This window comes from Streptococcus infantis, from assembly GCF_047460825.1.
GTDB classification, from domain to species: Bacteria; Bacillota; Bacilli; order Lactobacillales; family Streptococcaceae; genus Streptococcus; species Streptococcus infantis_V.
The window spans coordinates 48,229-62,616 of record NZ_JASHFO010000009.1; the positions used below are offsets into that span (position 1 = coordinate 48,229).

The window sequence follows — 14,388 nt, forward strand, 5'->3', positions numbered from 1 at the left end:
CGGACGCCAAGCGAAAATTCACTTTTCACTAGGCATCCGCCTGAAAATTAGTCATTCTTAATGTTGCTTACCGTGACAGTTTTTAAATTTCTTACCAGAACCACAAGGGCACAAGTCATTACGCTTAACTTGGCTAAGATCCAAATCTGCAGGAAGCTCAGTCTGTTGCGCAGCAATATTACGAGCCGCTGTCGTACTGATATGACGCTCTGCTTGTGGACGCTCTTGTTCATGAATTTGTGCTTTCATCATCAAACGCGTCACATCAAATTCAATGGAACCGATCATATCATTAAACATACGGAAGCCTTCTGCTTGATACTCAACGACAGGGTTGTTTTGTGCATAGCCACGAAGGCCAACAGCATTACGCAACTGATCAAGAGCATCAATATGGTCTGTCCACTTGTTGTCTACAACACGTAGAATCAAGACTTTTTGGAATTCTTTAACAGCTTCCTCATCACGAAGCTTGGCAACTTGGCTATCGTAGACTTTCAATGCACGTTGGTAAAGTTCATCTTTGATCGCTTGGTCTGACAAAACTTTTAAGTCTGAAAGTGAAATTGAATCTTCTGGAAGCAAGTTGTATCTTGCAAAATTCAAGATAGCTCCTATTTTTTCAAACTGTTTAGCACGCGCATGATTATCAACAACACGATTAATAGTGCGTTTAATCATTGCATGAATCTCAGGAGCCAAGTCGCGATCAGCAGTGATGACATCGTAACGTTGTGAGTAGATAATCTCACGTTGCTCACGCATGACATCATCGTATTGAAGGACTTGTTTACGGGTGTCGTAGTTGTTTCCTTCAACACGTTTTTGTGCTGCTTCAACCTGACGTGTCAACATACGAGATTTGATCGCTTCGTCTGACATATTGAGACGTTCAAAGACACCCTTCAAGCGCTCTGAACCGAAACGTTTCATCAAATCATCTTCAAGAGAAAGGTAGAATTGTGACTCTCCTGGGTCCCCTTGACGTCCTGAGCGTCCACGAAGCTGGTTATCGATACGACGACTTTCATGGCGTTCTGTACCAATGACACAAAGTCCACCAAGTTCACGAACACCTTCACCAAGCTTAATATCAGTACCACGACCAGCCATGTTGGTCGCGATTGTAACTGCACCACGTTGGCCAGCATTCATGATGATTTGAGCTTCTTTATAGTGGTTCTTGGCATTCAATACTTCGTGAGGAACACCTGCAGCAACCAATTTCTTAGAAATATAATCACTGGTTTCAACAGCAACAGTACCAACCAAGACCGGCTGACCCTTTTGGTAGCGAGCTTTTACATCTTCAACAACAGCCTTAAATTTAGCTTCAAGACTAGCAAAAAGTAAATCTGGATGGTCGATACGTTGAACTGGACGGTTTGTTGGGATTGGAATAACACGAATGTTATAGATTTCGCGAAACTCCTCTTCCTCTGTCTTACCAGTACCTGTCATCCCTGACAACTTCTTATACATACGGAAAAGGTTTTGGTAGGTGATAGAAGCTGAAGTCTTGGTTTCATCTTGGATTGGCACACCTTCTTTGGCTTCAATCGCTTGGTGCAAACCATCAGAATAACGACGACCTTCCATAGTACGACCGGTAAATTGGTCGACAATCAAGATTTCCTGCTCTTCGCTGACCACATAGTCAATATCAAGAATCATAATGTAGTTAGCACGAAGGGCATTGTCGATAAAGTGAGTCAAGGCTACGTTTTCGATATCGTAAAGATTTTCTAGTTTGAAGTAGCTTTCAGCCTTGTCAATACCAGAATCAGATAGACCAATTGTCTTAGACTGAATATCAATGATATAGTCATCCTTATCCAAAGACTTCACAAAATGGTCAGCCATATGGTAGAGTTGGCTGGTTTCAACGGCATTGGCTCCTGATACAATCAAAGGAGTACGAGCTTCGTCAATCAAGATTGAGTCAACCTCATCGACCAAGGCATAGTTGAGTGGACGTTGAACCATATTTTCAGCACGAACGACCATATTATCACGAAGATAATCGAAACCAATCTCTGAGTTTGTTGAATAAGTGATATCACACTCATAAGCTTCTTTTTTCTCCATTGGAGATTTGGCTGCCAAGTTGATCCCAACTGACAAGCCGAGCCATGAGTACAATTCACCCATCTCAGTCGCGTCACGTTCTGACAGGTATTCATTGACCGTAACTACGTGAACTCCTTTACCTGAAAGAGCATTGAGGTATACAGGCATAGTCGCTGTCAAGGTTTTACCCTCACCTGTACGCATCTCAGGTACGTCACCATGGTGAAGAACGATCCCTCCCATAACCTGAACCTTATAAGGGAAGAGACCAAGAACACGCTTAGCTCCCTCGCGTACAACAGCAAACGCCTCATACAAAAGTTGGTCAAGAGTCTCACCATTTTGATAGCGCTGTTTAAATTCTTCTGTTTTTGCTTGCAATTGCTCGTCTGTTAACGCAGCCATTTCATCTTCATATTTTAAGACTTTGTCCGCCATCTTTCCCAAGCGACGGAGTTCGCCTTTATCATTTTCGATGATTGTTTTTAGTAAATTTGCCATTTTTTTCCTTACTTTAAATTCTGAATATTTTAGAATGTTCTTTTTATTGTAGCATATTTGCCCAATTTTTTCAAGAAATATTCCGTTTTCCCTTAGGGCAAAAAAAGGGCTAATCATCAAGATTAGTTCCCCTTAAAATTCCTCTTCTTAATCTCATTTTCCCCTAATTTGAACTTCTACTTAACTCAGCATTGAGAAACGAATCATCTTCAGTTATTAGACAAGAATTTCCTCAGTTCTCTTAAGGAAGATTAGCCTTCTTCTTTTCCAACATCAGTTTTTTCATAAATTTTAGACCAGTATAAACTATCCAGTCATTGAGTAAGGACAAAAGGACTAAAACTATCCATATCAACCACCTAGCTAGATCCTTGGGTTCTAGTAAAATAAAATTAAATAAGATTAGCGAAAAAAGAGTGAAAGCTAGACTAAACAAGGCCATGAGAGGTAAATAAATCCAGTAAAAATAGTAAAGGAATGAAAAGTGCTTACTTCCTGGTTGCACCTTCCTTTGCCAACTAAAAAAGTAAAAATAGGGCACTAAAACCAATAATTGTAATAACTTCTCCATCTCCTTACCTCTCCAACACTTTCCTTATTTTATTATAGCAAAAAGACCTGGAAAGTAGTTTCCAGATCTTGCAAGTCTTAGAAATAAACAACCGTCTACTGTTTTGATGTAGAAGTACTAAAGTCAACCTTTGGAGGCGTCTTGGCTTCTTCGCTTTCTTTGAAGGTTTCTGCTTCTTTAAAGTTCATCATATTAGCAAAGAGAACAGTTGGGAAGCTTCTTAATTTTTGATTGTAGTCAGTTGCTGCCTGGTTGTAATCCTTGCGGGCTACAAAAATACGGTTTTCGCTTCCAGCCAACTCCGTCATGAGTTGTTCCACATTTTGATTGCTCTTAAGCTCAGGATAGTTCTCCGTCAACACAAGCAGGCGTGAAATAGCTGAACTCAACTCACCTTGAGCCTCTTGGTTTTCCTTTGAAGTAACAGAGCCATTCCCAATTTTTGCACGTGCTTCTGCAATCTGGGTAAAGATCTCTGTCTCATGGTTCATTTGTCCCTTTACAGACTCTACCAGATTTCCAATCAAGTCTGAACGACGTTGGAGGGCTGTCGCTACATTTGCTTGAGCTTGTTCTACCTTGGTCTGTCCGGAGACAAGACCGTTATAAGTACCTACGACCGAGCAACCTCCTAGCAAGATAATTGCTAGCAAAATGCTCAATACATAAATGATTCCTTTATTTTTCATATCTAAACCTACTCATTTCTTTAAATTTTATACTGACATTACCAATCATCGGATGAACCTCCACCATCAAAGCCTCCGCCGTCCCAGCTACTAGAAGAATCTGAGCCTGAGTCGGACCAAGATGAACCCGAATCGGATGAGTCACTAAACCACCAGCCGCCGTCAGAGGAGTCTCCTCCTCCGCCACCTCTACCTCTGATAATGGCAATAATGACTCCAATGAAATATATTACCGTCAGGAACATAAAGAAATCTTTTATGGGGTCATTTTTTTGTCGGCGACTTGATGAATCGCTTCTTTCTCGATTAGATTTTTTTCCACTGATGCTATCGGAGTAACGTCTGATTTTTGCAGAAGCATCTGCAAATGACGTATCATCAGATGAAAAGGTTCCAGCTCCCTTATAAAACTGATTATCCAAACCTTTGGCAATCGCTAGAATTCCCTTACTATAGTCCCCATTTTTAAAATCTGTACGACTGGCTGCCAACAATTGCTTGGTTTGATAGTCCGTTATTCTAATTGCGGTATTATTACTGGTTTCAATTCTTGATTTACGATCTTGAACAGCTACCACAATCAAACTTCCAAAATTATCTCCTGAATAACCTACCTTCCAGGCTCTAGCCGTCTCATTAGCGACCGTTTCAATGCTTTCTCCTTCAAGACTATCTACGATATAGACACCCACTTGAAGCTTTTCTGCCTTTTTACTATTGGCTTCATTCAAATCACGAATTTGTGTGATAGTGTCCTCTGTCAAATAATGATTTGGATCGTAGATACCATAGTCTGGTTTTTCAGGTGCGGTGAATGCTGATAGGAAGAGAAATACCATCAGCAATCCAAGGATACGCACCAAGAAAGGATTCTTCAACAATCTATATTTTTTCATAATAACCTCCCTGTTCAAGGAAAATTGTTTAGAGAATTATAGCATTTTGATTTTTACAAAGAAAGTACATTTTCATTACAAATCCATGACAAGAACTAAGAAAAAGATGTTATTTTGATGACAAATCGGACTCTCTAGGATGCATTTTAAAATGATCCTTTCATTCAAACCCAACTTTTACATTAAAGAAACTAAAAAATCTACTGCCAATATTTTTTAACGCTCATCTACCTTCATTTCTTTACTTACATCATTCTGCTCAATCAAGTCAGCACCAAATTTAACATACACTAAGTCCTTAGCTAAGATTTCAGCAGCATAAACTAATTTTATAAATTTCGGCCTAGTATTTTATCCTTTTTAGGATAAAATCTCTCGCCATAAATATATGTTTCATCTATCCTAGCATCTAAATTATCTATTCACATGCTTTTTATAGTGAAATTTTCTACATCCTACGCGATAATCTATCTCAAAATAATAATAATGATCTCTGCCATCTTTGGCATTTTCCTTGTTTAAGACAAAGTAGTTCTTTTGGTTGATGGCCATGGTTCGTAGGATGTCGTCAATTAGGAAAGTCAGGGGTACATTCATGGCAGAGTATTTTTGGAAATCTTCTTCAAATCGGATATAGTCATCTGAGAAATAATCCATCTGCAATTTATTTCCATATAGCTCTTTTCTAGTCATGAACTTCCTCCTGACATAATTGAATTGCGAGAATATCATCTACCCTTATCAATCTATATCCCTCATCCGTTTTAACAGAGATTTCTTGAGAAGATAATTCTCTTAGTTCACCCAATATCGTGCTTTTATGATTTTTCTCCTTGACCACAAAAGAGCCTTTTAGTCGCCCAACGTAGAGCTGGGAAAGTAGCAACAACTTCTCGACTGGAGTCAAATCAGTCGACAAATCGACACTATTTTTTTCTTCACTGAGTGAACTCGTATGCTCCGATAAGAAAAATTCCATCCACTTCTGCATTCCTGGATCCTGGTAGTCCCTCGCGGATTGAAAAGGTAAGTAAGAACGATCAATCATTTGAGTCCATCTAATCCTCCAGCAGAATGCCCTCCGATCAGCTTACTTCTGGCAATACTTCTCGATGCATCCTCTAAGGCAGTCGCCTTCAAGAGAGAAGTAAATCCGAATTGCTCTCGAATAGAATCAATGGCCGTCTGGAGCCTTTCTTCTTTTTCTAGCTTATCAACATCATCAAAAAGGGAAATCAAAGCAAAGGATTCGTCCACAAATCCTGAATAACTAACGGCAACACTCCTAACAGCACCAGAAGTGTATTTACTATGGAATAATTTCAATACATAGCTGACCAAAATACTGGTGTTATTGGTCGGCTCAATCTTCATCTGAGTATGGATAGAGCGTTTTTGTTCCTGCTTCGAAAAACCAAGATGAATAGATACCACTGTCGCCTTTTTACTAGCTCTTCGAAGCCTGATAGCCACCTGCTCAGCCATCTCTCGGAGTATAATTTCGATATCTCGCTGCTTGACATAGTCTCTCGGTAAAATTTGCGAATTGCCTAGACCGTGAGATTTAGCTTTATAGGGTTTATGAACATTACTTTCATCAACTCCATTAGCATGAAACCACAGGCGCAGCCCAGCTTGACCAAGTTCTTTCTTCAGGGCATCAGGATTGCTATTAGCCAATTCCTTAATCGAATGAATTCCTAAGGCGTTCAAGCGTTTCTCCATCCGATGCCCAATCCCCCAAAAATCGGTCATCTTGGGAATGGACCAGACCTTATCTTCCACATCCTGGTAAGACCAATTGGCTCGCATAGTCGGTGTTCGCTTGGCTTCATTATCCAAAGCCAGCTTAGCAAGTAGAGGGTTGGCATTAGACATACCCACCGTCGAGTAAATCCCTGTCTGTCGCCAGATATCTCTCTGGATACGAGCCGAGAGCATATCCAGCTTATCTTTGCGAGAAATCTGCTGGTCTGGGACAAAATAATTGAGCGAACTACTCAAATCGATAAAGCCCTCATCAATAGAGTAGGGATAAATATCATCTGGACTGCCATAATTCTGAAAAATACGCTGGATGTCCATATTAACTGCGATATACTTATCCATCCGAGGAGGGACAATCACGGTCACCCGAGCCCAGTCTTCGATAAATTTCACATAGTCTGAGTCTGTCCGCAAGCCTTGTTTCTTGGCATTGTAGTAGGAAAATTTACGCGTCTTAATATCAAAGGGCAGGTCATAAGCACGGCCTACATTTGCTTTCCCAAAGACCTTTTTGAACATAGGTGAGGAGGCAAGAATAAGCCCAACAGAATTATCCGCTCGACTCATAACACAAAGGGAGGTTTTAAGAGGATGAAATCCTCTTTCCACACACTCAACACTGGCATAAAAGGACTTCATATCAACAAAGGCAATATCACTTTTGGGCTCTCTGGAATAATCAAAGTAGCCCATAGCCTATCCCTCCATCGGTACAAAATTACCCACGATAATGCCTACAATCCGCGGATCTTCCTCATAGGAGATAAAAATATCCTTGTATTTAGGATTGATTGAGACCAGACGTAAACCTTCTGCCTCTCGATAGACCCGTTTGATATAGGTCTGGTTGTTGCAAACCACTGCATAGACAGCGCCATCATAATCAAATCCTGTCTCTCGAATCAGAGCCACGGAACCATTTTGATACTTGGGTTCCATAGAATCCCCAGATACCCAGGAAGCAAAATCGTGAGCTAGTTCTTCATTGAAGTAAACCGTATCAAAGTTTCGGTCATCATAAACTGAAGCACCGATCCCAGCTGACATACGTTCATAGACATGATACTCGAAAAGTTTTTCTGGCATGGCCGTTACCTTCTTTGCTTGTTCTTCTTGAACCAGGTTGCGAGCATAGACTACCACCTTTTCTTTCCCTTGGCTAGAGAGGCTATTATAGAGACGAACAATCTCAATTTGGGTGAAATAACCTTTTGGTACTTTTAAAATCTCTTCTAGTTGTGAAACCTTCTCTTTAGAAGGCTCCTTGACTCCACGCTCCCAAGCCGAATAAGCCTGAAAACTAATGCCAAGCTGCTCTGCAATTTCCTTCTGTGTTAGCTTTAGCTCTTTTCTCCGAGCCTTTAGTTTTTCTGGTTGGTACATGACTTCCCTCCTAGTGTGATGTTTCATCCTAGGTTAACTCTATTTTTGAGATTCAACCATTTTGGTTTAGTTTTATTATATAAAAAAAGTAGACGAATGTCTACTGGGAATGTTGAGTTTTGGCAAACGACTGGTAATGATGATGCTATAGATTCCTTATCTCAAATACTGCCGTATGAATCCACTCGTTATGCATTTGAAAGTCATTTTCTATGATTTTACTAAAGGTGAAACCATTTTTTAAAAGCACTCTCTGAGAGGCCAGATTGCCCGTTGCCGTTCCTGCAATAATCTTATGTAAACCATAAGTAGTAAAGGCCTTTTCTAAAACGAGTTTAACCGCTTCGCTGGCATATCCTAAATTAGTAACATTTTCTCCAATCCTATATCCAAGTTCTGCTGTTTTTCTATCCTTCCCTAAAACACTTAAATTGATTCTTCCGACCATAATGACTTGTGCATCTCTAATAAGATGCATGTAGACATCATGGCTCTCTTGTTCCCTTAACAATTCCCTTGTAATTTCTTTAAAACCTTCTAAGTCAAAATAGTGAGCTGGCCTAGGAGGTAAACTTCGCTCAAAATACTCCCGATTTTCTTTTTCAAAAGAATAAATATCTATACTATTTTCTTCAGACATCAGCTCTAAACTTATCATTGTAAACCACCTCCTATCATTCTATAAATTCAAATGTACTCATGTTCACACAAAGTGACATTTACAGAATTTACAGAGCTATCTTAATTTTTTCATATCGTATCTACATTATAACACAACATACTATGAAGAAAAATAATATCCAAGGTTAAAACACATTTCACCTCATAAATTACGCCATACCGATGCTACTCTTGCTAAACAGGCTGGAACGCCTATGGGAGCTATTTTTAACCCCCACCTACTTCATCTTCATAAATTGATAATGACTTACAAATAAAGAAGAAAACCATCTCAGCAATTCTGAGATAGTTGATTATTTAGTCTACCTTATAAAAAACTTGTTCTGAACTAGTTGGAGCAGCTTGACCAGCAGTAAGCCTGTTTTTACTTAAGTCAGAATCTAACCCAGGTATAATAAGTCCAGCAGAGTAAACACTCATTCCATACCCTGTAAAACCAGATCTAACACTGAATTCAATAGTTCCATGGTTACCCATGCTCACTTTCTCAATGTTTCCACTGTTTACTAGTCCATTTTTATCGAATGTAAACTCTTGTCCAAGTCCATTTCTCCAAGTTCCAACTAGAGTAGAGAAGAATGGCTTGCTCATCTATTTTTTGTGGCTCAACATTCGTTTGCTCTTCTCGTGTAGAAGGTTTTTCCTCCGTAGTCGTACTACTATCTTGGGAAGTCGTTGAACTAGTGCTTGTTGTAGTTGTTGTACTAGTCGCTGTCGTACTACTAGTAGTAAAACTCTGTTCCGTTGTAGGAGCATTTACTGCTTCTGTATCTTGATTCTTATGATTAAAGAGGAAGAGAGAACTTATCAGCACTACCGGGATTAAGGAACATAACAAGATCAACAGCCAGTTGATGTCTTTTTCTTTGGATTGCATAACAATCACTTCATCAGCATCCTGATAAATCTCAACTAATTCATTCAATTTAGGCTGAAAACTCAATTCACGAATCGGAATAGTTAACTCATCCCCTGTATTTAACTCTATTCTAGCAAGCCCATCCTCAACACTGATGATCTTATACTTGGATTTATAAGTAAAAACCGCATTTTTAGCTTCAAGTTTTACAACTAGATCCTCATAGATATGAACAATATCACCGATTTTGGGCTCAAATTCACAATTTTCAATAGCAGACTTTTGAAAACTACCATCATTATAACCAATATAAACAGTATCCTCAGTTCTTTTAATTATCTTTCCGATTTTCATTTATAACACCTTTCGATTGTTGTCTCCTAATTATATCATACTAAACTTATACAAGGAAGAAATTGTATAAGACAAAGACTACTGGGGTAAATTTTGGGGTGAACTTTAATTTTTTGAAACAAAAAAGACATCCAAGAGTAAATTCTTGAATGTCTGTAAACGTTGATATAATCGTATTGATTAACGTTTTGAGAATTGTGATGCTTTACGAGCTTTCTTAAGACCTGGTTTGGAAAGTATGGATTTCAGTTGGACTAAAAACAGCGTAATATAACGGCTTTTCAGAACTATATCTACTAATTAATTTCATAAAATATGAATCATTATTTTTTAAATAGGGGAATAGTTTAGGTCTGTAAGAATTAACTTATACACTTACAAGGTTTATTCTGATCGACTTTATAACTGTCTACGAAAAAAGACAGAAATGAGAGATTGAGTGTGGGGAAAAAACTATTAGGTGTAGTTTCAATACTTCTACTAATGCTTTTGCTTATATTTAATGCAAGTAAATAGTCAATTCGTCCGAGCATTTCCTTCTCCATCTCCGTAGCAGAAAGTTGAGTTTATTTAACAAACTGATAAAATAATAGAGAAACTAATTATTTCGAGGCCCAATCATGAACCTATCAAACGTATTTCAAAAATTATCCCCAAATACTCCCATCTTACAAGCTACCTTTGGTCTGGAGCGCGAATCTCTACGAATCAATACTGAAGGCCGTGTCGCTCAAACGCCACACCCTGAAAAATTGGGTTCTCGCAGTTTCCATCCCTATATCCAGACAGATTATAGCGAACCTCAACTAGAGCTCATTACACCGGTAGCACAGTCGACCACGGAAGCTTGTCGCTTCCTCGGGGCCATCACCGATGTGGCTATTCGCTCAATGGATAAGTCAGAATATCTTTGGCCTTTATCCATGCCACCTGTGATTGTAGAAGAAGAAATTCAGATTGCCCAGTTGGAAAGTGACTACGAGTATCAATACCGAGTTGGTTTGGCAGAACGCTACGGCAAATTGCTCCAGTCCATATCTGGAATTCACTATAATTTTGAACTCGGCAAAGATCTGACCCAGCAGCTCTTTGAAGTCAGTGACTATGACGATTTACTGACCTTCAAGAATGCCCTCTATCTCAAGTTAGCTCAGAACTTCTTGTGTTATCGCTGGCTCTTGACCTACCTTTACGGAGCAAGCCCGCTAGCAGAAAAAGGGTTTTTGACAGATGAAATTGGTTGCGTGCGGTCGATTCGTAACTCCAACTACGGCTATGTCAATGCTCCCGATGTTCACATTTCCTTCTCTTCACTGGAGCAATACGTGACCGACATCGAAAACGCTGTTGGATCTGGGCAACTGTCCTCTGAAAAAGAATTTTACTCTGCCATCCGTTTACGCGGTGCTAAGACTAGCCGGGACTTTTTGACTAAGGGCATCTCCTATCTAGAGTTCCGCAACTTTGACCTCAACCCCTTTGAGCCACTGGCAATCAGCCAAGAAACACTAGACACCACCCACCTCTTTGCACTCGCACTCTTGTGGCTAGACGACATGGAGCAAGTCGACGAAGAATTGGCAGTAGCTGCTACTCTCAACAACCAAATCGCTCTCAGCCATCCCCACACACCACTTCCTAAAGAGGCTGACCCTAAACCTATCGTGACAGCCATGAAGGACATCGTCGCTCACTTTGGACTGGATGACTATTATAGCCAGCTTATCACTAAGGTGGAGGCCTCTCTTCTTGATCCACGTTTGACCCTTTCTGGAAAAATAGCAGAGCAGGTTGAAGAAGGGTCCCTTGAAAAATTTGGCCAACAACAAGGACAAGCCTTTCATGACTATGCTTGGACAGCACCTTATGCCCTCAAAGGCTATGAAAACATGGAACTCTCCACCCAAATGATTCTCTTTGACGCCATTCAGCTGGGCTTGAACGTAGAAATTTTAGATGAGGAAGACCAATTTCTCAAACTCTGGCATGGTGACCATGTGGAGTACATTAAAAATGGCAACATGACATCCAAAGATAACTACGTAATTCCACTGGCCATGGCTAATAAGGTTGTGACCAAAAAGATTTTGGACAAGGCTGGTTTTCCAGTACCTGCGGGAGCAGAATTTGCTAACAAGGACGATGCCTTGCGGTACTACGGACAAATAGCCAACTCTGCTATTGTTGTCAAACCCAAATCCACCAACTTCGGTCTGGGCATTTCCATCTTCCAAGAGCCAACAAGCCTTTCTGGCTATGAAAAAGCCCTAGACATCGCCTTTTCGGAAGATAGCCATGTGCTAGTCGAGGAGTTTGTGGCAGGGACCGAGTACCGTTTCTTTATCTTGGATGGAAAATGCGAGGCTGTCCTGCTCCGCGTCGCGGCCAATGTCGTAGGCGACGGAAGCTCAAGCATCCGAGAATTAGTCGAAAAGAAAAACCAAGACCCTCTGCGTGGTCGCGACCATCGCTCACCTCTTGAAATCATCAATCTGGGTGATATTGAATTACTCATGTTGGAACAGCAGGGTTACACACCTGATACAGTCTTGCCTAAAGGTAGCCAAACCTTTCTGCGTGGTAATTCTAATATCTCAACTGGAGGCGACTCCATTGACATGACTGACCAGATGGGCGAGAGTTACAAACAACTAGCTGCCGATATGGCGACTGCTATGGGGGCTTGGGCCTGTGGAGTCGATTTGATTATCCCAGACTACACCAAGCCTGCTAGTAAGGAGCTACCAAATTGCACCTGTATCGAACTCAACTTCAATCCTGCCATGTACCTGCACGCCTATACTTACGTAGGGCCAGGACAACGTATCACACCGAAAATTTTACGGAAGTTGTTTGGAGAGATATGAGAATAAGATCAGAGATTTTCTGAGCTTACTTTTTTATATTTGATAAATGGTAAAATATAGTGCAACAAAAAACTCATAGAGCCCAATCTCGTGTAAACTGTAAGTAACCACACTAAACAGAACACGGGAGAAATCTATAAGCTACCATCATATTACCATAATTGAGCGAATTAAGATAGAGACTTACCTAGAATTAGGTCTCAAACCCTGCCAAATAGCTAGAAAATTAGGCGTTCACAAATCAACCTTCTCAAGAGAATTAAGTGTGGTAATGACACTTACTCTGCACAAGCAGCACAAACACACAATGAACAATTGGCGAAGCAGAAGGGAAGAAAATCGAGTTAGACTCCTGTGAATTGAAGTAGGAAATTAAAGAGCGATTACAATCTTCATGGTCTCCAGAACAAATTTGTAGTCGTTATCAACTTGAAAATAGGTCCATGGTGTCCTTCAAAACCCAATTTGTAAAATTAAGCTAGAAAAAAAGCATCTCGTATTTTTGATACGAAATGCTTTTAATAAATGTAAATAAGTTTTAACGTTTACTAAATTGTGACGCTTTACGAGCTTTCTTAAGACCTGGTTTGGAAAGTATGAATTTCAGTTGGACTAAAAACAGCGTAATATCAAGACTTTTCTCCGCTTTTATAAAAGCGTTTTTCCAATCAAATTCAACTAATTTTATCTAAATGGTGTGGATTTTACCCCCAAAATTACAGAGAATGGAGCTGATAAACACTAAACGTTCACACCATTAGTTAAATGATTTTTTTCATCATTTTTCTTAGATGATAGAACTTCTAATTTATTTCTTATTCAAGCAAAAACAACCTGCTATAAGTAAGAAAGAGGAAGATACAAGAAAAACACGGCGTAAAAACCGATTCAGTTCATTGTCCTCAATCCTTGTCTGCTTCATTTTCTTTTACGAGATCGTTTTGTGAATCTTTTTCAGAGAGTTTTTGATCAATATACTTGTCAATGTTTTCATAAAATTCCTTGGTCGCTTCACTATCTAATGTTGGCGAGTTCTGAACTTGATTCACTTTCAATTGAACAGATTGAATACCGTAAGAGGCTTGTTTTTGGTGGAGTGTTTCTAATTCTTCTTCTGAAATCGGATCTCCAACAACCGTCAAGACCAATTCATTGTTACTTGACTTGTAGACTTGATTAATAACCGTATAATTGGCGAACTCTTTTCCTACAAACTGTTTGATCCCTTCTTTGCGCGCTTGTTCTATTGTCAGAGTAACTGCCGAATAGCTAGCTGGAAGAATCAACAATACAATCAAAGAAATCAAGCCAATTCTCATTTTAATGCTCAGCTCTTTAAATGAAGTTAAAGGAGATTTTCTCATCAAAATTCTTGTTCCAACAATGTTGGCTAGCATGATAAAGACACAGTTGATCAAGAAAAGATAGAGAGCCCCCAATAAAAATCGTACATTCCCATTAGCTAAACCATAGCCAGCAGTACAGATAGGCGGCATCAAAGCTGTAGCAATGGCTACTCCTGGCACGATATTGTTTGCTTCTTTTTTCCTTGAACCGATCACACCAGCAATCCCACCAGCAATAGCAATGAGAACATCCCAAATGGTTGGAGAGGTTCGTGCGATCAACTCGCTACTTGCATAAGACAAGGGAGAAATCCAGAAATACAGAGTCGAGACAAGCAAACTGACCAACACTTGAGTCAATAAAACCTCTAGAGATTGCTTGATTAAACGCGTATCAAAAATAG

The 14,388-nt window shown here is 39.8% G+C and carries 12 protein-coding genes and 2 pseudogenes; 3 read left to right on the plus strand and 11 right to left on the minus strand.

All coding sequences use genetic code 11. The features are described 5' to 3' along the window. Nucleotides 1-57 precede the first annotated feature (57 nt). The 8 genes from secA to QM911_RS04220 form a co-directional block, all read right to left on the minus strand. Complete coding sequence (gene secA / locus QM911_RS04185) at nt 58-2,571, minus strand: preprotein translocase subunit SecA (RefSeq protein WP_414313216.1); 2,514 nt, start codon at nt 2,569-2,571, stop codon at nt 58-60. A gap of 666 nt (nt 2,572-3,237) precedes the next feature. Further along, nucleotides 3,238-3,831: a LemA family protein gene (locus tag QM911_RS04190; RefSeq protein WP_414313217.1), complete on the minus strand. Its 594-nt coding sequence runs from the start codon at nt 3,829-3,831 to the stop codon at nt 3,238-3,240. Between the two features lie 38 nt (nt 3,832-3,869). Next, a complete protein-coding gene (locus QM911_RS04195) occupies nt 3,870-4,727 on the minus strand; it encodes a TPM domain-containing protein (RefSeq protein ID WP_414313218.1) in 858 nt (285 codons plus the stop codon). 414 nt (nt 4,728-5,141) lie between these two features. Then, complete coding sequence (locus QM911_RS04200) at nt 5,142-5,420, minus strand: DUF5960 family protein (protein ID WP_414313219.1); 279 nt, start codon at nt 5,418-5,420, stop codon at nt 5,142-5,144. Continuing rightward, nucleotides 5,413-5,775 (minus strand): hypothetical protein, encoded by a 363-nt coding sequence (locus tag QM911_RS04205; RefSeq protein ID WP_414313220.1) that lies wholly within the window; start codon nt 5,773-5,775, stop codon nt 5,413-5,415. Before QM911_RS04205 ends, QM911_RS04200 begins: the two co-directional genes overlap by 8 nt. Next, complete coding sequence (locus tag QM911_RS04210; RefSeq protein WP_414313221.1) at nt 5,772-7,187, minus strand: Y-family DNA polymerase; 1,416 nt, start codon at nt 7,185-7,187, stop codon at nt 5,772-5,774. Before QM911_RS04210 ends, QM911_RS04205 begins: the two co-directional genes overlap by 4 nt. 3 nt (nt 7,188-7,190) lie before the next feature. After that, complete coding sequence (locus QM911_RS04215; RefSeq protein WP_414269907.1) at nt 7,191-7,877, minus strand: XRE family transcriptional regulator; 687 nt, start codon at nt 7,875-7,877, stop codon at nt 7,191-7,193. Nucleotides 7,878-8,022: 145 nt separating this feature from the next. Beyond that, complete coding sequence (locus QM911_RS04220) at nt 8,023-8,535, minus strand: GNAT family N-acetyltransferase (protein ID WP_414313222.1); 513 nt, start codon at nt 8,533-8,535, stop codon at nt 8,023-8,025. Nucleotides 8,536-8,674: 139 nt separating this feature from the next. On the opposite strand from QM911_RS04220, the pseudogene QM911_RS04225 reads away from it, so the two are divergent. Then, nucleotides 8,675-8,764, plus strand: a pseudogene (locus QM911_RS04225) (integrase); the annotation flags it as partial. 91 nt (nt 8,765-8,855) lie between these two features. Here the strand turns inward: QM911_RS04225 and QM911_RS04230 are convergent. Together QM911_RS04230 and QM911_RS04235 are read right to left on the minus strand one after the other, a co-directional pair. Continuing rightward, nucleotides 8,856-9,149 (minus strand): DUF6287 domain-containing protein, encoded by a 294-nt coding sequence (locus QM911_RS04230; protein WP_414313223.1) that lies wholly within the window; start codon nt 9,147-9,149, stop codon nt 8,856-8,858. Then, nucleotides 9,076-9,771, minus strand: coding sequence for a hypothetical protein (locus tag QM911_RS04235; RefSeq protein ID WP_414313224.1), 696 nt, complete (start codon nt 9,769-9,771; stop codon nt 9,076-9,078). Before QM911_RS04235 ends, QM911_RS04230 begins: the two co-directional genes overlap by 74 nt. Nucleotides 9,772-10,391: 620 nt before the next feature. Between QM911_RS04235 and gshAB the strand changes: the two genes are divergently transcribed. Both gshAB and QM911_RS04245 read left to right on the plus strand, forming a co-directional pair. Further along, nucleotides 10,392-12,638 carry a bifunctional glutamate--cysteine ligase GshA/glutathione synthetase GshB gene (gshAB, locus tag QM911_RS04240; protein WP_414313225.1) on the plus strand — a complete coding sequence of 749 codons (2,247 nt, stop codon included), beginning with the start codon at nt 10,392-10,394 and terminating at the stop codon, nt 12,636-12,638. Nucleotides 12,639-12,774: 136 nt separating this feature from the next. Then, nucleotides 12,775-13,099: pseudogene (locus QM911_RS04245) on the plus strand (transposase); the annotation flags it as partial. 441 nt (nt 13,100-13,540) lie between these two features. On the opposite strand, the gene QM911_RS04250 reads toward QM911_RS04245, so the two are convergent. Continuing rightward, a partial coding sequence (locus QM911_RS04250; RefSeq protein ID WP_414313226.1) for a DUF389 domain-containing protein occupies nt 13,541-14,388 on the minus strand: 848 nt, incomplete at its 5' end.